The organism is Stenotrophomonas sp. STM01, from assembly GCF_014852135.1.
GTDB lineage: Bacteria > Pseudomonadota > Gammaproteobacteria > Xanthomonadales > Xanthomonadaceae > Stenotrophomonas > Stenotrophomonas capsici.
Map to the genome: position 1 here is coordinate 226,602 of NZ_JACVBA010000001.1, position 23,294 is coordinate 249,895.

Below are 23,294 nucleotides of genomic sequence, written 5' to 3' on the forward strand. Positions count from 1 at the left end.
ATGAATCAGGAACGTCCCTGGCTGCAGAGCTACCCGGCCGGTGTCCCGGCTGAAATCGACGTCAACGAATTCCGTTCCGTTGCCGCGGTGTTCGATACGTCCGTAGCCAAGTTCCGTGATCGCCCCGCCTACTCCAACTTCGGCAAGGTCCTCACCTACGGTGAAACCGACGCGCTGGTCACCCAGTTCGCCGCCTACCTGCTGGGCGAGCTGCAGCTGAAGAAGGGTGACCGCGTCGCGGTGATGATGCCCAATTGCCTGCAGTACCCGATCGCCATCTTCGGCATCCTACGCGCCGGCCTGACCGTGGTTAACGTCAACCCGCTGTACACCGCCCGCGAGCTCAAGCACCAGCTGGTCGATGCCGGCGCCAGCGTGCTGCTGGTGGTCGACAACTTCGGCGACACCGTGCAGCAGGTCATCGCCGATACCCCCGTCAAGCAGGTCATCACCACCGGTCTGGGCGACATGCTCGGCTTCCCGAAGGGGGGCATCGTCAACTTCGTGCTGAAGTACGTGAAGAAGATGGTCCCGGACTATGACCTGCCCAATGCGATCCGCTTCAAGGACGCGCTGAAGCTGGGCAAGCGCCACCCGATGCCGGTGGTGGACATCGACCATGACGACATCGCCTTCCTGCAGTACACCGGCGGCACCACCGGCGTGGCCAAGGGCGCGATGCTCACCCACCGCAACCTGATCGCCAACATGCAACAGGCCTCGGCCTGGATCAGTGGCTCCGGCGTCAAGCAGGGCGAGGAGGTGATCATCACCGCGCTGCCGCTGTACCACATCTTCGCCTTGACCGCGAACGGGCTGGTCTTCATGAAGATCGGCGCGCTGAACTACCTGATCACCAACCCGCGCGACATGAAGGGCTTCGTCAAGGAGCTGAAGAACAACCGCTTCACCGCCATCACCGGCGTCAACACGCTGTTCAACGGCCTGCTCAACACCGAAGGCTTCGACCAGATCAACTTCTCCGAACTGAAGGTGGCACTGGGCGGTGGCATGGCCGTGCAGCGCGCCGTGGCCGAGAAGTGGAAGAAGGTCACCGGCGTCACCCTGGTGGAAGCCTACGGCCTGACCGAAACCTCGCCGGCGGCCTGCATCAACCCGCTGGACCTGAAGGACTACAACGGCGCGATCGGCCTGCCGATCCCCTCCACCGATGCCTGCGTCAAGAACGACGAGGGCCAGGTGCTGCCGGTCGGTGAAGTCGGCGAGCTGTGCATCCGCGGCCCGCAGGTGATGAAGGGCTACTGGCATCGTCCGGACGAGACCGAGAAGGTGCTCGATGCCGACGGCTGGCTGCATACCGGCGACATGGCGCGCATGGACGAACAGGGCTTCTTCTACATCGTCGACCGCAAGAAGGACATGATCCTGGTGTCCGGCTTCAACGTGTACCCGAACGAGGTCGAGGATGTCATCGCGATGATGCCCGGCGTGCTGGAAGTGGCCGCGGTCGGCGCACCGAGCGAGAAGTCCGGTGAAGTGGTGAAGGTGGTCATCGTCAAGAAGGACCCCAAGCTCACCGAGGAAGACGTCAAGGAGTTCGCCCGCGCCAACCTCACCGGCTACAAGCACCCGCGCATCGTCGAGTTCCGCAAGGAGCTGCCCAAGTCCAACGTGGGCAAGATCCTGCGCCGCGAACTGCGCGACTCCAAGCCGGAAGCCTGATCCTCCCGGCCCCGGAATGACCCAAGCCCTCCCCTCACCGGGAGGGCTTTTTGTTTGTGCACACGCAGGCCAACAGGAGCGGCCTCGTCCGCGAAGCCGACGCACCCGGCCCGCCACGGAAACCGGCTGCAATCACGGCAACCCGCTGCACCTGTGCATCACCTGCTTCGCGGCCGGAGCTGCGCCTACCGCCATGCCCACGAAAAAGCCCCGCTTGCGCGGGGCTCTCGGCTCAATCCGGCGGGCCTCAGGCCTCCGGGCGCATGTACGGGAACAGCAGCACATCACGGATCGACGCACGGCCGGTCAGCATCATCACCAGGCGGTCGATGCCGATGCCCAGGCCGCCGGTCGGCGCCAGGCCGTATTCCAGCGCACGGATGTAATCGGAGTCGTAGTGCATGGCCTCGTCGTCGCCGCCGTCCTTCGCTGCAACCTGGGCCTGGAAACGCGCCGCCTGGTCTTCCGGGTCATTCAACTCGGAGAAGCCGTTGGCGATCTCCTTGCCGTTGATGAACAGCTCGAAGCGATCGGTGTAGCCGGGCTCGTTGTCGCTGGCGCGGGCCAGCGGCGAAACTTCCACCGGATGGTCGGTGATGAAGGTCGGCTGCACCAGGGTGTGCTCGACGGTGGCTTCGAAGATCTCCAGCAGCAGCTTGCCCCAGCCGTAGGACGGCTTGACCCTGATCTTCAGGCGCTCGCAATGACGCAGCAGCGCTTCGCGATCGGTGCAGTCGGCGACGCTGATCTCCGGATTGTGGTGGCGCACCGCCTCGTCCATGCGCCAGCGACGGAACGCCGGGCCCAGGTTGATACGTGCACCGTCCCATTCCACCTCGGTCGTACCCAGCACCTGCTGGGCGACGTCACGGATCACGCCCTCGGTCAGGTCCATCACTTCGTTGTACGTGGCATAGGCCTCGTACAACTCCATCATGGTGAATTCCGGGTTGTGGCGGGTGCTGACGCCTTCGTTGCGGAAGTTGCGGTTGATCTCGTAGACGCGTTCCAGGCCACCGACCACCAGGCGCTTGAGGTACAGCTCCGGTGCCACGCGCAGGTACAGGTCCAGGTCCAGCGCGTTGTGGTGGGTGGTGAACGGCTTGGCCGTCGCGCCGCCGGGGATGTAATGCATCATCGGCGTCTCGACTTCCAGGAAGTCACGGTTGTCCAGCCAGGCGCGCATCGCGCGGATGATGCGCGAGCGCTTGATGAACACTTCGCGCGACTCCGGGGTCACGATCAGGTCGACGTAGCGCTGGCGGTAACGCTGCTCCACGTCGGCCAGGCCGTGCCACTTGTCCGGCAACGGGCGCAGCGACTTGGTCAGCAGGCGGATCGACTCGGCCTTGATCGACAGCTCGCCGGTCTTGGTGCGGGTCAGCCCGCCTTCGACGGCGATGATGTCGCCCACGTCCCAGCCCTTGAAGGCGGTGTAGGCATCGCCCAACGTGGCACCCTGCAGGAACAGCTGGATCCGGCCGCTCTCGTCCTGGATCTGGGCGAAGCTGGCCTTGCCCATGATGCGCTTGGCCATCAGGCGGCCGGCCATCTTCACGCGGCGGCCATTGCCTTCCAGCGTTTCGGCGGTCCATTGCTCGGCGTCGGCGTACTCGGCCTGCAGCTTGCCGGCGAAGTCTTCACGACGGAAGTCGTTCGGATAGGCGATCCCCTGCCCGCGCAGCGCTTTGAGTTTTTCGCGACGCTCGGCAATCAACTTGTTTTCGTCGACGGGTGGGGTTTCGGTGGCTTCGCTCATGGATCTGCAGGTGGATAGTTGGGGGGATACGGCCGGCAATGCCGGTCGTACAGCATACCAAAACCACCCTCCCCCGGCCGGGCCGGTCGGCCCGGCCCCTGCCCCGCCGACGTCAATGGACGGCCGGCGGGAAGGCCTGGCGGAGCTCGTCCACCAGCACCCGCGCGTTCTCCGAGTAGTCCACCGGCACCGTTACCAGATGGATGCCGCCAGCGTTGAAGGCCGCTTCCAGGGTCGGGATGAACTGTCCGATCTCGCGCACCTCGTGCCCGGTGGCGCCATAGGCCTCGGCGTACTTGACGAAGTCCGGGTTGGTGAAGGTCATGCCATAGTCGGCGAAGCCGTCCACCGCCTGCTTCCAGCGGATCATCCCGTAGGCGTTGTCATTGAAGATCAGCACCACCAGGTTCAGGCCCAGCCGGCGGGCGGTTTCCAGCTCCTGGCTGTTCATCATGAAGCCGCCGTCGCCGCAGACCGCCAGCACCCGCCGCTGCGGATACAGGATGGCCGCGGTGATCGCCGAGGGCAGGCCCGCGCCCATGGTCGCCAGCGCGTTGTCCAGCAACAGGGTGTTGGCCACCTGGGTGCGGTAGTTGCGGGCGAACCAGATCTTGTACATGCCGTTGTCCAGCGCCACGATGCCGTCCGGCGGCATCACCTGGCGCACGTCGTGCACCAGCCGCTGCGGGGTGAAGCGGTCTTCCTCGGCGCGGTCGGTGATATGCGACAGGATCTGCTCGCGCAGCGGCAGCAGCGCGTCGGCGTTGGCCACCTTGCCTTCGATGCGGTCGGCCAGCAGGGTCAGCGATCGGCCGATGTCGCCGATCACCTCCACCTGCGGGAAGTACACCTGCTCCACCTCCGCCGGCAGGTAGCCGACGTGGATGACGGTCGGGCCACCCGGGCGCATCACGAACGGCGGCTTCTCGGTGACTTCATGGCCGATGGTGACGATCACGTCGGCCTGGTCGATGGCCATGTGCACGTAGTCGCGCTCGGTCAGCGCGGCGGTGCCCATGTACAGCCCCGAGCCGCCGGCCACCGAGCCCTTGCCCATCTGGGTGGTGAAGAACGGGATGCCCGCGCGCAGCACGAACGCCGACAACGCCTCGCTGGAGCGCGGCCGTGACGCGCCGGCCCCCATCATCAGCAACGGCCGCTTGGCGGCGCGGATGATCCCGGCGGCCCGATCCAGCGCTTCCGGGCTGGCGATGGGAAGCTCCAGCGGATGCGGCGGGATCAGCGCGACCTCGTCCCCTTCCATCGCCGCGATGTCTTCCGGCAGCTCCAGCAGCACCGGACCGGGGCGGTCCTGCTGCGCGGTGCGGAATGCTTCGCGGACGATGGTCGGGATGGTGCGCGCCGAGACGATCTGCCGCGCCGACTTGGTGAGCGGCTTCATCGTGCTGACGATGTCCACGATCTGGAAGCGCGCCTGCTTGCTGGCCACGATGCCCTTCTGCCCGGTGATCATGATCACCGGCCACGCGCCCAGCAGTGCATAGGCCGCACCGGTGGTGAAGTTCAGCGCCCCCGGGCCCAGCGTGGCCAGGCACACGCCCGGCTTGCCGGTCAGGCGGCCGTAGGTGGCGGCCATGAACACCGCCGCCTGTTCGTGGCGGGTGATGACCAGTTCGATGCGCGAGTGCCGCAGCGACTCGACCACATCGAGGTTCTCCTCGCCGGGAATGCCAAAAATACGCTCGACGCCTTCGTTCTCGAGTGCGGCGACGAGCAGATCAGAACCCTTGGACATGATGGAACGTCCTTCTCACTGGACTGGTAATGGGATGAAGCGCGGTGCGCGGGCATGCGGCTCAGGCGCGGTCGAACCACACCGTCTGCGCGTTGACGAATTCACGGATGCCGAAGTGCGACAGCTCGCGGCCGAAGCCGCTGTTCTTGATGCCGCCGATGGGCACGCGCGGGTCGGAAACCGAGAATCCGTTGATGAACACGCCACCGGTCTGCAGCCGGCGCGCAAGCTGCGCAGCACGCGCATGGTCACCACTCCACAGGTTGCCGCTCAGGCCAAACTGGCTCTGGTTGGCCAGCTCCACGGCATGATCGGCGTCACGCGCACGGATGATGGGCGCCACCGGCCCGAAGGTCTCCTCGTCGAACGCCTGCATGCCCGGCGCGACGCCAGCCAGCACGGTCGGCGCGTAGAAGCTGCCCGGGCGATCAAGCTGGTGGCCGCCGAGCAGCAACTGCGCACCGGCCTTCACCGAGGCCTGCACCTGCGCATGCAACTGGTCGAGCAGGTCCTGGCGGGCGATCGGCCCAAGCCGGTTGGCCGGGTCGCGTCCGTCACCCACGGTCAATGCCTTGACCTGTTCGCTGAACAACACCACGAAGCGGTCATGGATGGCATCCTCGACGATGATGCGCTTGCCGGCGATGCACACCTGCCCGGCGTTCTGGAAGCGCGAGGTCACCGCCGCGGCAACCGCCTTCTCCAGGTCGGCGTCGGCCAGCACGATGAACGGGTCCGAGCCCCCCAGTTCCAGCACTACCTTCTTCAACACCTGCCCGGCCTGGGCAGCGATGCTGCGCCCGGCCGCGACGCTGCCGGTCAATGTCACCGCGGCGATGCGGTCATCGGCGATGGCCTTGCTGGTCTGCTCCCGGTTGAGGTTGGCGCCGATGAAGGTGCCGTCCGGCAGCCCCGCCTCGCGCCAGGCGGCATCGAGCAGCTTGGCGGTACCGACGATGTTCTCGGCGGGCTTGAGCAGGAAGCCATTGCCCGCCAGCAGGATCGGCACGGCGGCGCGCATCACCTGCCAGTACGGGAAGTTCCATGGCATCACGCCCAGCACCACGCCCAGCGGCAGGAACGACACGTATGCCTCACCGCTCAGCACCTCGGCCGGCTCGTCCCGCAGCCATTGTGGGCCGTGGTCGGCGTACCACTCGCATTGCAGCGCGCATTTCTCAATCTCGGCCAGCGATTCGGCCAGGACCTTGCCCATCTCCGCGGTAGCCAACGCCGCCAACGGCTCGCGGTCACGGCGCAGGATCGCCGCCATGCGGCGCAGGGCCTCGGCCCGCTGCGCCGGTGTCTGCGCGCTCCAGGCCGCAAAGCCGGCGCGGCTGCGGTCCAACAGCACGTCCAGTTGGGCATCGCTGATGAAGGGATGGCTGGCGATCAGTTCGCCGGTGGCGGGGTCGCGGGAAATCGCGGCGGCGCTGCTTGGTACGGGGACGGCGGACATCAGGTTCTCCTGTCGTGTCGACAACGGACCAGCGGTCCGTTTCCTGGAACGCAATCTGGACCCTACCACCCACCGACAACAAGGCGTGTGACCATCCTAGGAGTGGCACTCCCCCCTTTGTTGCTGCGCGGGTTCGTTCCGTTGTCGAAGGCCTGGGATTGCCAGGTGGCTGCTTCTTTCGCGCACGGAGGTGTTGCCGGCTTCGCGGCTGAAGCCGCTCCCATCGGGGCGCATCCAACGCCCCGCGCAACAGCCCCTCCCTTTGGCGCAGCCAAGGGGAGGATTGGGGACGGGTCGCGCTTCGCACGGGACGGAAACACCGCCGGCTTCGCGGCCGGAGCCGCGCCTACCGGGCGCTTCCAGCGCGCCGCGCAACGGCCCCCTCCATTTGGCGAAGCCAAGGGGGGGGTTGGGGAGGGGTCGCGCTTCACCTGGCACAGAAACGTCACCGGCTTCGCGGCCGGAGCCGCGCCTGCATCCGGTACTCAGGTCCGCGGCAGGTAGGTCACCAATGACAGGTCGTGCCGGCTTTCCGGAATCAACGCCACGTACTGCAGGTCCAGCAGGCCGCGGGTGGGATGGTTCAGGCGCTTGGCGCCCTCATCGAAACGCCGCACATCGTGCTCGGGCCACCACGCCCGGAACTCGGCGCTGTGCGCGGCGATGTCCTCGGCCAGCGCCAGGAACGGCGCCTTGTCCTGCGCCTGCGCCATGGCTGCGCGGAAGCTGGCCAGCAGCCCGCGCGTCATCTCTTCCCAGTTCAGGATCAACTGCCGGTACGGCGGGTACAGGAACATCAACCGCAGCGTATTGCGCTCGTGTGGCGCCAGTTGCGCATAGTCCACGAACAGCTCTGCGATGGCCGGGTTCCACGCCAGGATGTCGAAGCGGGTATTGCGCACATAGGCCGGGATCGGCTGCATCGCCAAGACCAGCTGGCGGAGCCCTTCGGTGACCGTTTCATCGGGCGATTCCAGCGGCACGCCGTAACCGGACAGTGCGAACGCATAGGCACGCTCGTCGTCACTGAGCTGCAGCACCCGCGCCAGCCGCTCCAGCACCTCGGGCGAGGCCCGCACGTCGCGCCCCTGCTCGATCCAGGTGTACCAACTGACGCTGACACCCACCGCGAGCGCCACTTCCTCGCGCTTGAGCCCGGGCGTGCGCCGGCGCCCCACCGGCAGCCCCAGCGTGCCGGGATCCACGCGTGCCCGGCAGGCCTTCAGGAAGCCGCCAAGTTCCCTGCGTTCTTCTTCGCTGCGCATCATCGCCCTGCCCCACGGCCGGCGACGGCAAGGCGGGCCCCACGACGGGACCCGCCCACGGTCCGGACGGCGGCCCAGGCCGCCGCGGGAGCCGGATCAGGCATCGCTGCGCTTGGCACCGGCCTGCAGGCCGGACTTGAGGCTGGCCTCGATGAATTCATCCAGGTCGCCATCGAGCACCTTCTGGGTGTCGGTGCGCTCGATGCCGGTACGCAGGTCCTTGATACGACTCTGGTCGAGCACGTAGTTGCGGATCTGGCTGCCCCAGCCGATGTCCGACTTGGTGGCTTCCACCGCATCGCGCTCGGCGTTGCGCTTCTGCACTTCCAGCTCGTACAGGCGAGCGGCCAGCATCTTCATCGCGCGGTCGCGGTTGGCATGCTGGCTGCGTTCGGTCTGGCAGGCCACCACCACGCCAGTCGGGACGTGGGTGATACGCACCGCCGACTCGGTCTTGTTGACGTGCTGGCCACCGGCACCGGAGGAACGGTACACGTCGGTCTTCAGGTCGGCCGGGTTGATGTTCACTTCGATGCTGTCGTCCACTTCCGGAGACACGAACACCGAGGTGAAGCTGGTGTGGCGGCGGTTGTCCGAGTCGAACGGCGACTTGCGCACCAGGCGATGCACGCCGGTCTCGGTCTTCAGCCAGCCGTAGGCGAAGTCGCCTTCCACGCGGAACGTGGCCGACTTGATGCCCGCCACTTCACCGCCGGACACTTCCAGCAGCTCGGCCTTCCAGCCGCGCGATTCGCACCAGCGCAGGTACATGCGCAGCATCATTTCGGCCCAGTCCTGGGCTTCGGTGCCGCCGGCACCGGCCTGGATGTCGACGAACGCGTTGCAGGCGTCCATCTCGCCGGAGAACATGCGCTGGAATTCCAGCTTCTCGATGTGGACCTGGTGCTTGTCCAGGTCGGCGACCACCGCCAGCGCGGTGTCCTCGTCCTGCTCGCTCTCGGCCAGCTCCAGCAGCTCGTTGGCCTCGGTCATGCCGTCCAGCACCACGGCGATGCCGCCGACGGTCTTGTCCAGCATCGAACGCTCCCGGCCCAGCGACTGGGCGTACTCGGGGTTGTTCCAGATGTCGGGGTTTTCGAGTTCGCGGGTTACTTCTTCAAGACGCTCTTTCTTGGCGTCGTAGTCAAAGATACCCCCTGAGCGAGACCACGCGATCGGTCAGATCGGCGATTCGCTGGCGGATGGGATTCAATTCGATCATGGTCGGTCGATGAAAAAGGCAGACAAGCCGGGAATTCTAGCATCCAAGCGGCCCGCCAGCCCTCCCCCGGCCCGTGTGAAGGATTCTCGCTGAATACACAACGCCGGACCCGTTAGAATCCCGTCCGACCCGCCCCCGCGGGGAACGGAAACCACACTTACTTGAAGGACCCACGCTTGAACACACGTCATGCCCGCCTGTTCGCAGCGATCTCTATGACAGTTGCGCTTGCCGCCTGTCAAAAGCTGGGGGGCGTCGCCGGCGGCGACAGCAACCCCAAGCTGACCGTCGGCGAGAGCGTCGCCGGTGAGATCACCTCCCGCAGCACCCTGAACTACAACGACGGCAGCCGCCACCAGGCCTACACCGTCACCCTGAAGAACGGCGAGGCGGTGTCGCTGGAGCTGGGCGGTTCGCTCAACGGCCAGTTGGCCGTGTTCGACGGCCAGACCATGCTCGCCAACGCCAGCAGCAATTCGGACATGGAAGAAGGCGACTCCGGTAGCTCGGTCAGCCTGGCCTTCCGCGCACCGAAGGACGGCACCTACCTGGTCGCGGTCAACAGTGCCGGCTCCAACAGCTTCGGCCCGTTCAAGCTCAAGAGCAGCAAGATCGTCCCCTACGACGGCAAGCCGCTGGGCGCGGACAGCCAGGCCATCGACTGGCTGATGGGCGACAAGCAGGAGTACAAGCTGCAGGTCGACAAGGCCGGCCTGTACTCGATCACCCTGGAATCGAGTGCCTTCGACGCCTACCTGCGCCTGAACGGTCGCAACGTCGAGCTGGAGGACGACGACAACGGCGGCCGCCTGAACGCCCGTATCCGCACCTTCCTGGAGCCCGGGGAGTACACCATCGACGCCTCCTCGGTGAACGACAAGACCGGCTCGTTCAAGCTGAGCGTGGCCATGACCGCGACCGACGGCAACCTGGTCACCCGTGACGGCACCGCCCTGACCATCGGCCAGACCGCGCAGTCGATGATGGATTCGCGTGCCCGCCGCACCTTCGTGCTGACCGTGGACAAACCGCGCCAGGTGCAGTTCGATGCCATCGCCGATGGCTTCGACTCGGTGCTGCACATCACCGGCCCCGGCGTGGACGAAGAGAACGATGACGGCGGCAACGGCACCAACGCGCGCCTGACCCTGAACCTGCGTCCGGGCCGTTACATCGTCGCGGTCACCAGCCTGGGCAGCCAGCAGGGCGTGTTCGAGCTGGAAACCACCGACCTGAGCGGTGACGCCATCGACGTGGCCGGCCCGAGCAACCGCAAGGATGCCGCCGAAGAGGCCGCCAGCGCCGCAGCCGATGCTGCCGCCGTCGCCGAGCCGGTCATCCAGTAACGCGCCGTGCCGCCGGGGTCCCTGCCCCGGCGGTCCCGCCCCATGGCCGCTGCCGGCGGCCATGGGCTGGAGGCCAGCCATTCCCCTGTTCCACCCCTGTACCAATCCATAAGGAAATCGAAGTGAAGCGACTCACAGCAGGACTGCTGTCCCTCGCCATCGCGGCCGCCGTGAATTCCCCCGTTCAGGCCGCCGGTCCCGCCCGTTCCCTCACCCTCAACGGTGAAGCCGACGGCGAAATCACCTCCTCGACCCCGGTCAACTACAGCGACGGCACCCGCAGCCAGCTGTACACGCTGCAGCTGGCCGCCGGCCAGGCCGTCTCGCTGAAGCTGGATGGCCCGCTGAACGGCTCGCTGGCGGTGTTCCTGCGTGACAGCCTGATCAGCCGCACCGAAGCCGGCGAGAACGGCGGCACCACGCTGAGCATGCGCGCCGACAAGGCCGGCCAGTACCTGGTCGCCGTCAGCGGCTCGGACGCCCGTGCGTTCGGCCCGTACCAGCTGTCGGCCGAGCCGATCGCCACCTACGACGGCAAGCCGTTGACCGCCGGCCGCCGCATCACCGACTGGCTGCGCGGCGGCGACAAGACCTTCACCCTGGAAGTCGAACAGGCTGGCCTGTACACCATCGACCTGGAGTCGGACGAGTTCGACGCACGCCTGACCCTGAGCGGCAACGGCGTGAGCATGGAAGACGACGACGGCGGCAACCAGCTCAACTCGCGCCTGCTGGCGCCGTTGAAGCCCGGCACCTACACCCTGACCGCCGCCGGCTTCAGCGAAGCCTCCGGCGCGTTCTACCTGGGCGTGCAGCGCGCCGACATGCCCGAAGGCCTGGTCTTCGAGGACGGCAGCGCGTTGCCGGTGGACGGCTCGACCAGCAGTTTCGTCACCGGCGATGTCACCCGCAGCTTCGTGATGACCCTGCCGGAAACCCGCCGCGTCCAGTTCGATGCCACCAGCCGTGACTTCGACACCCTGCTGACCGTGCAGGGCGGCGACCTGGTGCTGAGCGACGACGACGGTGCCGGCAATGGCACCAACTCGCGCCTGACCCAGGTGCTCGATGCCGGCCAGTACAACGTCTCGGTGCGTTCGGTGAACGGCCGTGGCGGCGTGTTCCAGCTCGCCACCACCACCACCGCCGCACCGGAAGGCTCCGCCCGCCCGGAACTCAAGCTCGGCCGCGAAGTGCAGGGCCAGCTGCGCCCGGGCAACCGCGACCTGTACACACTGGAGATCCCGCGCAAGGGTACCTACGTGATCAGCATGACCGGCATTGGCGGCCTGGACGGCATGCTCACGCTGATGCGCAACGGCGAGGAAGTCGCCCAGCAGGACGACAGCGACAGCAGCCTGGACCCGTCGCTGGAAGTGGAGCTGGATGCCGGCCGTTACGTGCTGCTCGCGCACAGCTACGACTCCAACGCCACCGGCGGTTACCGCCTGCTGGCGCGCCGCAAGTAACCACCGCGGCAGGATACGAACGGGGCCGGCATTGCCGGCCCCGTTCTTTTGTCGCCATCGACGGTGCTCAGCGCACCTCGAACTCGCCCACCAGCACCGTGGATTCGGTTTCGCTCAACCGCATCGTCACCGCCTTGTCCTGTTGCCCCGGCGTGCCCCAATGCGTGCTCAGGCGCAGCATCAACGTCGCCCAACCGGTCACCAGCTGTTCGCGGCTGCCGAAGTAGTTGGCTTCCACCTTGTAGATGCCGGGCTTGGCATCGCGCAACGAGAACTGCTCGGGCCCGTAGCCCCCGGTGAAGTCCTGCGACATCTGCCCGCCCTGGCGGGTCAGGCGATTGCCGTAGTACGCGCGCTCGCCATTGGGGTCGGTCACCCACAGGTCCATGTCGCTGTTGTCGCTGTCCCAGGCCAGCACCACGCGCAGGTCCAGCGGCATCGCCTTGCGCAGGCGTGGGTCGATCATCTGCACGTCCAGCGGGGTGCGGCTGCGGGCGACCAGGTTGGTCAGCTCATCCAGCGCGATCAACGCCACGCCGTCGAAACGCGAGTCCCATTCGCGCTGCACCACCTCGTACAGCGGCTGCAATGCCGCCTGTGCCTGCCCACTGGCCTCCAGCGCCAGGCCGAGGTCACGGAAGCTCTGCGGCTCGTCCTCGGCCATCACCCGCACCTGTTCAAACACCGGCACCGCCAATGCCGGTTCGCCGGCCTGCATCAGGCGGTAGCCCAGCACGCGCAGCAGGTGGCGGTTGTCCAGGTCCATCTCCGCCAGGTTGGACAGCACCCGCAGCGCCAGCGGCTTCTGCCCGGCGGCGAGCAGCAGGTCGGTCACGTCGAGGAAGAACGCACTGCTGTCGGCATTGGCGGCGCGTTCGGCCAGGTAGCGCGCGTACAGCGTGCTGGACGGCCCGTTGCGCAAGCGTTTGGCCGCTTCCGAATCCGGCACCCAGGCGGCCAGCCGGATCTCCAGCGCGCCGTCGTTGGCAGCGGCCGCCGGTGCCGCGTTGGCCGAGGCAGCACTCACCACGACCCTGTCCAGGCTGGCGCCATCGGCGACTTCGGCGGCCAGGTCCGTCGGCGGTGAAGGCGGAGGCGGAGGCAGCATTGATGGCCTCGCGGGCGCCATGGCCGCTACTGGCGCAGGGGCTTCGGCATACGCCGCCCGCTGGCGCGCATCCGGCCTAGCCGCCTTCGGCGGTGCATCCTTCGGCCAACGCCGGTTCCACCATTGCTCGCGCTCCTTCCACTGCGCGGCGACCGCATCCAGGTGCGAGCTACGCGCAGCATCGCGGTCGGCCACCTGCCGGGCGAAACGTTGGTCGTACTCCGCCCGCATCGGTGCCGGGGGCCGGATCGCAAAGCGCAGGTAGTCTTCCAGGGAATCCAGCACGATCAGCGAGGTCCCCTCGCTCACCAACGAGAAAGCCTGGGACAAACGCTGCATCGCCTCACGGTTGCGGCGAGGGTCCGTCCCCAGCTGCTGCAACCGCGCCTGCGCCCACAACCCGGCCAACAACGCTCCATCGGCCTTGTCCGTTGCCAGTGGCACGTTCTGCCAATCACCTTCACCCACCCGCAGCTTCAATGCCGGGGTGTCGTCATCGCTGCGCGCCAGGATCCACAACCACCCCTGGCCGATGCTGCGACGGTCCAGCACCACTTCGCGCAGGCCCACCGGATCGGCCAGCGCCACGTCCACCGGCATGGACAACAGCTCAGCGGCAACCGCGGCGACATCACCGCCCTCCAGCAACAGCAGGCGACCACGATTGCCTTCGGCCCAGCCGCGCAGGCGAGCACTGTCGGTACGCGCGCCCGCGCTGCTGATCGCAAACAGGCGCTGGTTCGCGGACAGGCTGGGCTGGGCATCGCCGCCCCAATTCAACAACCCGTCACTGAACAACAGGTACTCCCCCACGCCCGGATCGGCGCGCCACCCCGCCAGCCCGCTGGCACCGTCCTGCGGCTCCTGTTCCAGCGTCTTGCGCAGCGCGCTCCAATCACCACCGCGAACCACGAAGCGGCGCGCGGGAGCGGCGGTATCACGCAGCACGGTCAACTGCACCTCGCCCTCACCCATGGCGGCGAAATAGCGATCAAGCAGCGCGAACTCCCGCGCCCGGTCGCGATGCACCGCAGAGCCAGAGGCATCCCACAGCAGCCCGACTTGGCCGGGCAGGCGACGCGCACCCGGGCGCGCCACCGGCACCTGCGCCAGCAGGTACTGCTGGCCGTCGTACGCGGCCACCTGCATGCGTGCCGTCGCCTGCATCGGCAGCTGCCACTGCAGTTCGGCGGGCAGTTGCCGGCCGCTGCCCTGCCAGGCCAGTTCACGGCCGTTGAAACGGAACCCATCGGCGCCGCCCTGCGGCACGGACGATGCCTGCAGGTGCAGGCGTACCTGCCCTGCCCCCGCCGCGAACTGCAATGGCAGGCGCCATTGCCAGGCCTCACCACGTACCGGCATCGCATCCCGGAGCGTCAACTGCACGCGCCGGGTACCGCCGGCGGGCAGCGGATAGACCCGCAGCCGGAACTGGTTGCCGGCCGTCTGTTCCAGCAGGGCGGGGTCCACCTTCTGGCGGATCACCTGCTCGAACACCTGCCGGCCGCGTTCCTTCGGCACCGGCACCGCCGCCCGCAGCTCCCCGTCGATGTCCAGCGCAAAGCCGGTGACCTGCTGACCATCGGCCAGCGGGAACTGCAACTCCCCTTCCATCACCCGCCGGTTGGGGTTGCGGAACTCAAGCTCGATGCGGGTCTGCGCCACCCCGGCCTGCACTTCCCCCTCGATGCTCGCGCGCAGCAGCTGGATCGGCTGCTCGGCCTTGGCCACGCTGATCAGCGGCGGGGCACGCCACGCCTGCTGTGCATCTGCAGGCCCAGCCAGCACGCCCAGCCACGCCACCCAACCCAAACACCATTGCCAAGATTTCGGGACCATCTCGATGCTCCATCCAGGGACCGGGAGATTGAACGTGCAGACACCAGCTTCGGGGTTACCCGCAGAAGGTAACCGTACGCGGGGATGAAATCCCAGCCCGGCGGCACTGCGGACGCGGACCGGCCAGTTGCCCTGCGCCTCGGAATCATGGGCGATGCAGGGACAGGCAAAAAAAAGGGCACCCGGGCGATTCCAACGCCCGGAAGCCCCTTCCACGAAGTCACCGCTCAGCGATGCAGCGCGTCGATGATCAGCCCCGTCGCGATCTCCACCAGCAGGTACTCGGTATCGGACTGACGCACCCAACGTTCCCCGCGGCCCGGATCACGCAGGTGGTAATGGTCGTAATCCTCCACCCAGTAGCGGCGGTCGACTTCCGCCCAGGCCAGGCGATCGCCACGACGCCATGCCTTCTTCTGCCAGCCCGGCGGCGGTGCATCACGGTTGTGCGGCCCGCCCGCATGGGGGGGCGGGCCGTTGCCGCGCGCATGATGGGGCGGATCCGCCCAGGCAGGGGCAACAGCCAACACCCCCGCAGCGGTCAATGCCATGCCCAGCAAACGTCCAGCTTTCATGAGGAAACCTCCTGTCCAGGCCGCGCCACGCGGCGTCACGGCGCGGACTATAGATCAGCCCATGTGAACGATTCCCGGTGCTTGCCGGGGTGGATTTCGCCGGCCAAACCCAGGCACGACGGAGGGTGATCCGTGTCAGCATCCAGGCCCGTCCGCCTTCGTCCTACTGGATAACATCCGTGCAGCAATCAGCCCGGATGGAACAGGTGCAGCGCGTAGAGGAAGAAGCCGGCACCCAGAACGCCATGCAGGGAAAGACCCCAGCGGCCTTGCATGAGCGTTGCCGGGTTCCTGTCCCGTACCAGGCATGCCAGCAAGGCGGAGTGCGCCAGCAGTAGAGCAACGGGCCAAAGTGACAGGTAGAGCAGAATGACGACGCCGTCGGGCCCGGAACCATCGCTTTGATGGACAGGCACATGCGTCACCGCAACGATCAACCAGGCCGCCACCGCCAGCATGCTGAGGACGAGACTGATGCCGTAGTAAAGAAACATGATGCGGAGGTCCTGTTTTCCGTGGAGATGATTCAGCGTCCTGCCGAATTGCCGCAGGGAACCCATCGCGATCCGCAGCCCTTTGGCATGCACCACGATGCCAGCCCGCTCAACACCCAACGCGCGGAAGTCAGCGGTGCCGTGCTGATGGGCGTATGACGCATGGACCGGGCCTCATCCCTTGCCTGGGGGGCTCTGGATATCCTCGGCATCGATGAAAGCCCAAGCCGCCTCAACCTTCCTGAAGCGCAGCGCCTTCTTCACTACGAACGTTCTGGGCTCTGCGGAGGTCGCGCTTCCGTTCAGGCTGAGAACTCCCTGAAAGCTGCCGGTAACCACGCACTCCACCAGGTCATCCAATCTCGCGGAGCAGTCGTAGTCCAGCGCCCTTGCATCAACCACCTCCACCCATGCGGACAACACCGGCAGCGCATTCTCCGTTCGCCTGGAGAGGTCGAATCCCACTGCCTTCGCGATATCCCCCCGGAGCGGACCGTTGACCGCGTCCTGTGCAGTGGCCGACAGGGAGAAACAACAGAAGAAGATCGTTGCAGCGACGGAGATTCTCATTGCACATCCAGTGAAGCGGCTTTTACCGGATTCTAGACGCAATCGCCCAGCCCCCAGCGATTCACCCGCTATGCGTGCCTTGGCAACCGATCACCCGATACCCGCTGCATCAGCTGCGCGGCTTCTCGAAACCACCGAGGGCCGTTGCTTCAAAGAAGGCGCTTCCAGCTTCCGCTGGCAAAAAAGTCAGGGCGTTTCCCGGTTCACACGCACCTCAGGACGAGACCACGATGCTGGCATCCGCTCGCATGGCTGCCGCCGAGGCCTTCCCCCGTGTTTTCCACTGTCATCGGTTCACTCTGCGCCCTCGCGGTTGCCTTGGCGTATCCCCCCATGCCTCCTCCCACGGATTCACTGAAGCTGGACATCTGGTATCGCTGCATAACACCGGATGGCTTTGCCCGCATCATCAGAAAGCCTGCTCCCGGCTGCCATACTGCAAAACCCTTCATCAGATCACCCAAAGAACGCGAAGCACCTCAGCCTCCCGACGCCCATGAAGGCCAAGCAGGCTCGAGCCCAACAGGTAGTTGAATCGCCTAGGCTTTCATGGCCGTTGGTTGGCCGCTGCTGATATCTGCTTCCCACCGAAGCCAACCATTCAGATGCCTATCAGAATCAGGACGGCTCATATCGAGATCCAAACGAGGCATTACTCCTTAAAGGGCTCTGTCTCGCATCCCCGTGGCTTTCACTCACTCCTGACCAGGATATCCAGCCACGGAAAATCAGCGAGCAAGCTGGAGATCAAGCTAGACCTTATGGATCATGATGTTCGCGATGAGTAGATTCTTTTTCCAGCTATCGCTAACGGATCTGCGAAGTCAGCAGCCTCTGGCGATTTGCGATCCCGGCACCGACGTAATGCCAGCCCCGATAGACTGAGCCGAGGCGCGGTCAGGCTAGATGCCATCGGCAGTCGAGAGGACACGCAGAGGGCGGTATGATCCGGGAACGACGAAACAGCGCCAATTCATACATACCCGCAATAAATTGCAATTATCAGGTGCCCGAATGAGTATTGGACAAGTTTCGACGATTTGCCTAAGCCTATTCCTACTTTCAGGATGCGGTGTGACGCAAGATTTCGACGCTTGCAAATATCGAGGAAACTCCCGCACTGAGCGAGTATGCGTCATTCCCTATATTTACTTGATGGCACACCCGGAGAAGTTTGATGGTCGAGATGTGGCGTTCTCTGCATGGGCTCGCACCGCTGGCGACGTCACCCTCGTTTTTCCAACAAGAGAAGCAATGGAAGATGGTGAATCCGTCTCGTCCATCGTCATATACGGGAACGAAACAGCATCCGATCTCAATCAAAGGAATCTTGATTCGAGGGTCGTGGTGAAGGGGAAGTTCTACCTCGCTGAGGGGAAGGTGGATCCTCTAGACGTTGAGCGACTTGGAGTTCTTCGAAATGCAGAAGTCCTTCCTTAGGCCTGGCACTGGCAATTTCAGTAGATGCCGAAACAGTGCCACCTCAGTTCGCGCCCTTGTTAGCGAAGCAGGAAGACGCAATTCGACCTTTTTCTATTCTGCGATGAAGTAGGGGGCTTACGGGCCAAGACTGTGCGTCTCGCATGGAAGCGGACCGGTAGCGACCAAGAGCGGACGTCCAATGCCTGAGTTAAGCCGACTGGCGAAGCCGGTTCGGCTTGAATGAATTGTTAGGGCACATCCCGGCCCCAGGGTGTCGCCCGTCCGATGTTGCAGATGGCACCTGGCCACTGATTCAAGTGGCCGGTCTCAGTTGTGGTGAAAATCCCCTCGATGCGGGCGTAGCGGTCGTTCAATGCTTCAGGAATAGTAGCGCCGCTAACCCACAGCCCATTGGGCGTAATGGCCTGCACGTAGTCCTCGCGATGGAGATAGATCGCGGAGTGCTCCAAGGACCGATGCAAGAAGCCAATAACCGCAACGGATCGACCTTCATAGCGCTCCGGATCAGCAAGTAGCGCCACCAAGGAAACATTGATTGGCTCGACTACCTCAGTGGAGCAAGGGTCAGAGCTACGAGCGGCAGGTATGGAAGATGGCGGTGACTCTGCCGAGCAACCGGCGATCAATAGCGCCAAGGTTGGGAATATCTTCCACATGGGCCCAAACTACCTAATGGACGGACCCGCGAGTCCGGTTATGCGACTTATCCCCAAAGCACCGTATGACGGGCTTTCCCCTTGATACGGCTCGATCTTAGGGCCGCCGGGTCCGGCTATCAAGTCAGCCTACAATCAGACCCAGAGGAGGGCTCATTGACCACCGCAAGCTCGCACCTGTAGAAGGTCTGATGCCGGCTATGGGTCGAAATTTTCCACTCTGAACCATCCACCCTTCACCCGAAACATTCATTTCGAAGCACCACGACGCTGCACTGGCAGGCGTAAATCGTCATGGTCGGCCGCCAGCATGCAACTCATCGAACAGGGCGAAGGGGCAGCCCTCCTTTCAGCGCCCCAAGCACGGCCAGTATCAGCTCCTCTGCATTCGTCGAGATTCAAACCGTCTGTCCCACGCCGCCAGCGTGGAACACCTCGTTACCGACGCTGCGAACCGGCAACGGAACGCGCCGCCTTGATCACACGCCCGCGATCATCGGATGAAGGGACCCTTACACCATCACAGCGCCACGGGCTGCTGCTGGGTAACGCAATGCACCATGCCACCATTGCGGTACAGGTTACGCACGTCGATGCCCACGACAGTACGGTCCGGATACAGGCGCTGGAGGATGCTTCTGGCGACTGCGTCATTGAGGTCCTTGTACTCCGGAACCAATACCACGGTGTTGCCGACGTAGTAGTTCACGTAGGACCCCTTGTAGCCGAGCTTGTAGCCATAGCCGGTGACCACGTCGCGGAGGGTCAGCGGCAGTTGCACGAAGCGGTAAGGTGCCTCGTCGATATCGGTGGCGCGGTACAAGGTGGCAACGTCAGCGTCCGACAACCCCCATTCGCGCAGATCGGCGGGACTCATGGTGACGATGGTATCGCGCGTCCCGAAGCGGGCGAAACCGTCGACGTGCATGTCGGTGATGTCCTCCTTTCCACCTGGAGCGCCTTCCAGCCAGATGAACTTGGCCACGCCCAGCTGGTCGCGCAGCACCTGCTCGAACTCGGACTGGCTCAGCGCTGCGTTACGGTTGGGCTCGCGCGTGGAACTACGCGTGGCCAGCAACACCCCGCGCCCGTCCACCTCAATCGCACCGCCCTCCAACACCACATCGTTCAGGTCCACGCTGGGAAGTCCATACGTGCGCGCCACTGCGCCGGGCACGCGGTCGTCCTTCCGGTACGGCGCGTCGTAGCCCCAGCCGTTGAAGCCCCAGTCAGTGACGGTGAGCTTGTCGTCGCGGTCGTAGACGAAAATGGGGCCGTTGTCGCGCACCCATACGTCGTCGGTGGGGCGAACCAGGAAGTCGACCCTGGCCAACGACACGCCCGCGGCCTGGAGCGCATTGCGCACGCGGGCCTTCTCGGCATTGTCGTAGACGACGATGTGCACGTTCTCGCTGGTCACCAATGCCCGCGTCATCGCCACCCAGGTGGGTTCGATCCGGTCGCGGTAGGCACGGCCATAGGTGTAATCATGCGGCCACTGCAACCAGGTCCCTTCGTGGGGGGATGTTTCGTCAGGCATGTAACCGGACTGGGCACGGACGGTGCCCGGGAGTGTGCAGGCAGCGGCGAGGAGGAGGCTGGTCATCAGCGAGAACCATGGGGTACGGGTCGTGGCGGAAGTGGACATGCGGAGCACTCGGTGGTGGGCTGCGAACGGCGGAGTGCCGTTGGACGGGGCCTACCTTAAAGAGCCAACCTGATATCCAGCTGACGGTCCCGATCCCGGCTACTACAGGCGCAGTTCGACGCGGGCCCCGCCGCCATCCCGGTTCTCGAGGCGTAGTTCACCGCCATGCAGTTGCGCGATGTGTCGCACGATGGACAGCCCGAGGCCACTGCCGGGACTGTTGGGACCCGACATGAAGGGCTCGCCGACGCGTTCGAGCAGTGCCTCGGGAAAACCCGGGCCGCGGTCCTCGACAACGACGGAGCTGCCCGCCACGGTCACGCGAACACCCTCATTCGTCCCGGCTTTCGCCGCATGCACCAGCGCGTTTTCGATCAGGTTGCGGACTGCGATCTGGACCAGATTGACGTCAGCGTTCACTACGGACTCGGTCGCGTGGAGGTCCACCTGCGCATCCTCCGGAAGTACGGATTCAACCAGCAGGTCCAGACGCACCGGCTCCTTCGACACCGGCGTATCAACGGCATCCAGGCGGGCCAGCACCAGCAGCTTGTCCACCAGCCGGGTCGTCTGGCCAGCCACCCGTTCGACTTTCTCGAGTACCTGCGTGGGCGTTTCCCGCCCATCCCTGGCGGTCCCGCACAATGCCTGCAATCGCGCAACCGGCGTACGTAGTTCGTGTGCCGCGGCCGAAAGGAAGCGTTCCTGCTGCTCGAAGGACGCGATCGCCGGACGCATCGAACGCCGCGAAAGGAAGTAGCCAACCAGTATCCCGAACGCGGCAAAACCGATCGCGATCAACAGTGTCGAGCGCACAAAGGCGGACTGCGCGGCATCACGCGCGGCAGGGTCACCCAACGCCAGGATGATGGCCGCAGGGCGATCACGCTCATCGTAGGTTTCCTTGGCATACAACAGAAATGGGCGACCACGTTGATCCCGGCCTTCGTGAACCGTATCGGTACCGTCGCGCGTCGCCATATCGGCAATGGCCGTGACGTCGGCCAGTTCGAACCGAGGGCGATCCGGACGCAGCAGCACCATCGCAGGTGCACCCTGGCTCACCACCCAGACGTCTGCGCCACCATCAAGCACACCCGCCTCCTTGCGCAGCACCTCGTCATGGAACCTGCCATTGGCATCGAACCAGGTCAGCCCATACACGGCGGTCGCGCGGAGCCGCAGCGTGGAGGTGATATCGAGCTCGGTCAGCCGGGCATGCGTCAGGATCGCGACCACGCACAAGGCGATCACACAGAACAACCAGGCCAGGCTCCAGATCGCCGTCAGACGCAGATGCAACCGACGCAACAGCCGCTCACGCGCGCGCGACATCGGGAGTTTCCAGCACGTAGCCCGTTCCACGCACGGTGCGCAGCAACGGGGGATTGCCGAGCTTGCGGCGCAGGGCCGCGATCAGCACCTCCTCGGCATTGGATGCCGGTTGCTGGTCTTCGCCCCAGCAGGCCGCGAGAAGGTCCTGCCGCGATACCACCTGCCCTGCCCGCTCGGCCAGCACCTGCAGCAACGCGAATTCCTTGGGTCGTAACGGCAAAGCGATGCCGCCCCGCCGCATCACGCGCCGGGCCAGATCAATTTCAAGATCGCCGATATGGATCGTGCTGGGGCGGATCATGCCGCCACGACGGCCGATTGCACTGACGCGCGCGACCAGTTCGTCCATCGCAAATGGCTTGACCAGGTAATCGTCGGCACCGCCGGCGAAGCCCTCCACCCGGTCCTTGATCGAGTCACGTGCAGTGAGGAACAGCACAGGCGCAACAATACCGCTCTGGCGCCAGCGCAGCAGCGCGCCCAAGGCGTCACCGTCTGGCACGCTGCGATCAAGAAGCAGAACATCGTAGGCATAGGACTGCACGAAAGATTCCGCCTCTGCCAGGTCGCCTGCTTCGTCCACCGCATGGCCCTGCGCGCGCAGCCTGCCCGCCACGGACTCGCGCAAATCGGATTGATCTTCCAGGACGAGCAGGCGCATGCAGGCAGGATACTGCCACCGATACGCGAATCCCAGCGCGGCTTCGGCGTTGGGATACAGGCATCTCAACGGGACATGCTGCTCCGCTGAAACATCCTGAATGAGCCTGCAGCGTGGGCCGCAAGACCGGAGTCAGGGCAACCGGCAACGCTACTCCAGCGCGCCGCTAGCGGGCACGCCAACGGCAACGCGTTGACGCGCTTATCGGCCCGCGGACCGCTCGCGCTTGCCGTCGTCGTGCGGCGCCGTTGCACGGCTTTGCGCGAACTCCGGGAAGGTTTCGGCCAGCGATGCCTTGTCCGGCAGGATGTAGAACACCCCGCCCCGCTCGAACGTCGTGCGGACGATCTGTTCGTAGAATTCGGGCGAGAGGTTGATGCAGCCGTGGGTGACCCGATTGTCGTCCGGGGAAGGCGAAGCCAGACGCTCGGCGCGCCGTTCGGCCGGCACACCGGTGGCCGTGGGATGGATGGAAACCGCGGAGTCGTAGTCCACCCACAGGACTCGCCCGGCGTCGATCGAGGGGCCGAAGCCACCCACAAAGCGACCGGCGGGCGTGGTGCGATCCCGGCCCGGGATCTCACGAAGCGCGAGGCCGGCGACGCCGGGCGCGGTGTGATCGCCGGTCGCCGAACCGAACAGGGCTGGTGCTGCACCACGAAGACGGCCATCGCCGCCGAACACGAGGACCTGTGCAGCGGCCTTGTCCATGATCGCGAACGGATAGCCCTGGTTGTCCTTGCTGGCGACAACCCAGCCTGCGAGTTCAATCACCGTGTCGGACACGTTCTGGCCCGGCGGCAGCTGGTCGACCGCGGCAACCGGCGGTGCCACGTCATCCTTGGCGCTGGCCACGCCGATGCTCACGAACGCCAGCGCCATTGCCACGGAAATGGCTCGGATTGCAGGGTATGCGTGCGTACGGATGGGACGATTCCTTGGAATGGGGATTGCGCGATGGAAAGGAAACCAGTGGCCAGCAACGGCCACCGGATCCTGGATTCAG

General features: G+C 65.3%; 17 protein-coding genes. 3 read left to right on the top strand and 14 right to left on the bottom strand.

The genetic code is table 11. From position 1 onward, the window contains the following. Positions 1–1,683, top strand: a complete 1,683-nt coding sequence (locus tag IB227_RS00985) for a long-chain fatty acid--CoA ligase (RefSeq protein WP_192285896.1) — start codon at positions 1–3, stop codon at positions 1,681–1,683. A 247-nt stretch (positions 1,684–1,930) separates the two neighbouring features. Here the strand turns inward: IB227_RS00985 and lysS are convergent, their stop codons facing one another. The 5 genes from lysS to prfB all read right to left on the bottom strand — a co-directional run bounded on the left by lysS (position 1,931) and on the right by prfB (position 9,144). Further along, complete coding sequence (lysS, locus tag IB227_RS00990; protein WP_192285898.1) at positions 1,931–3,442, bottom strand: lysine--tRNA ligase; 1,512 nt, start codon at positions 3,440–3,442, stop codon at positions 1,931–1,933. Positions 3,443–3,554: 112 nt separating this feature from the next. Beyond that, positions 3,555–5,198 (bottom strand): acetolactate synthase large subunit, encoded by a 1,644-nt coding sequence (locus IB227_RS00995; RefSeq protein WP_192285900.1) that lies wholly within the window; start codon positions 5,196–5,198, stop codon positions 3,555–3,557. A gap of 61 nt (positions 5,199–5,259) precedes the next feature. After that, positions 5,260–6,657: an NAD-dependent succinate-semialdehyde dehydrogenase gene (locus IB227_RS01000; protein WP_192285902.1), complete on the bottom strand. Its 1,398-nt coding sequence runs from the start codon at positions 6,655–6,657 to the stop codon at positions 5,260–5,262. A 485-nt stretch (positions 6,658–7,142) separates the two neighbouring features. Beyond that, positions 7,143–7,925, bottom strand: coding sequence for a helix-turn-helix transcriptional regulator (locus tag IB227_RS01005; RefSeq protein WP_192285904.1), 783 nt, complete (start codon positions 7,923–7,925; stop codon positions 7,143–7,145). Positions 7,926–8,018: 93 nt separating this feature from the next. Beyond that, positions 8,019–9,144 (bottom strand): peptide chain release factor 2 gene (gene prfB / locus IB227_RS01010; RefSeq protein ID WP_132863131.1). Its coding sequence is split into 2 segments (ribosomal slippage): positions 8,019–9,068 and positions 9,070–9,144, totalling 1,125 coding nucleotides; the frame shifts between segments, so codons are not numbered across the junction. A 215-nt stretch (positions 9,145–9,359) separates the two neighbouring features. Here prfB and IB227_RS01015 point away from each other — a divergent pair. Together IB227_RS01015 and IB227_RS01020 are read left to right on the top strand one after the other, a co-directional pair. Continuing rightward, positions 9,360–10,490, top strand: a complete 1,131-nt coding sequence (locus IB227_RS01015) for a PPC domain-containing protein (RefSeq protein WP_192285906.1) — start codon at positions 9,360–9,362, stop codon at positions 10,488–10,490. Between the two features lie 170 nt (positions 10,491–10,660). Beyond that, positions 10,661–11,959: an ABC transporter substrate-binding protein gene (locus tag IB227_RS01020; RefSeq protein WP_192285908.1), complete on the top strand. Its 1,299-nt coding sequence runs from the start codon at positions 10,661–10,663 to the stop codon at positions 11,957–11,959. A 67-nt stretch (positions 11,960–12,026) separates the two neighbouring features. Here the strand turns inward: IB227_RS01020 and IB227_RS01025 are convergent, their stop codons facing one another. The 9 genes from IB227_RS01025 to IB227_RS01065 form a co-directional block, all read right to left on the bottom strand. Then, a complete protein-coding gene (locus IB227_RS01025) occupies positions 12,027–14,906 on the bottom strand; it encodes a VIT domain-containing protein (protein ID WP_192285910.1) in 2,880 nt (959 codons plus the stop codon). Positions 14,907–15,133: 227 nt separating this feature from the next. Beyond that, positions 15,134–15,481, bottom strand: coding sequence for an RcnB family protein (locus IB227_RS01030; protein ID WP_132863127.1), 348 nt, complete (start codon positions 15,479–15,481; stop codon positions 15,134–15,136). A 188-nt stretch (positions 15,482–15,669) separates the two neighbouring features. Next, entirely contained in the window at positions 15,670–16,071 is a 402-nt protein-coding gene (locus IB227_RS01035) for a hypothetical protein (protein ID WP_225591551.1), read from the bottom strand. Between the two features lie 78 nt (positions 16,072–16,149). Continuing rightward, positions 16,150–16,545, bottom strand: coding sequence for a hypothetical protein (locus IB227_RS01040; protein WP_192285912.1), 396 nt, complete (start codon positions 16,543–16,545; stop codon positions 16,150–16,152). 1,670 nt (positions 16,546–18,215) lie between these two features. Then, positions 18,216–18,644 carry a hypothetical protein gene (locus IB227_RS01045; protein WP_192285914.1) on the bottom strand — a complete coding sequence of 143 codons (429 nt, stop codon included), beginning with the start codon at positions 18,642–18,644 and terminating at the stop codon, positions 18,216–18,218. 520 nt (positions 18,645–19,164) lie between these two features. Continuing rightward, on the bottom strand, positions 19,165–20,292 hold the full coding sequence (locus tag IB227_RS01050; RefSeq protein WP_225591552.1) for an agmatine deiminase family protein: 1,128 nt from the start codon (positions 20,290–20,292) through the stop codon (positions 19,165–19,167). A 102-nt stretch (positions 20,293–20,394) separates the two neighbouring features. Beyond that, positions 20,395–21,627 (bottom strand): HAMP domain-containing sensor histidine kinase, encoded by a 1,233-nt coding sequence (locus IB227_RS01055; protein ID WP_192285916.1) that lies wholly within the window; start codon positions 21,625–21,627, stop codon positions 20,395–20,397. After that, a complete protein-coding gene (locus tag IB227_RS01060; RefSeq protein WP_192285918.1) occupies positions 21,611–22,288 on the bottom strand; it encodes a response regulator transcription factor in 678 nt (225 codons plus the stop codon). The genes IB227_RS01055 and IB227_RS01060 overlap by 17 nt, the downstream gene beginning before the upstream one ends. Positions 22,289–22,489: 201 nt before the next feature. Continuing rightward, positions 22,490–23,170, bottom strand: a complete 681-nt coding sequence (locus IB227_RS01065) for a L,D-transpeptidase (protein ID WP_192287233.1) — start codon at positions 23,168–23,170, stop codon at positions 22,490–22,492. Positions 23,171–23,294 lie beyond the last annotated feature (124 nt).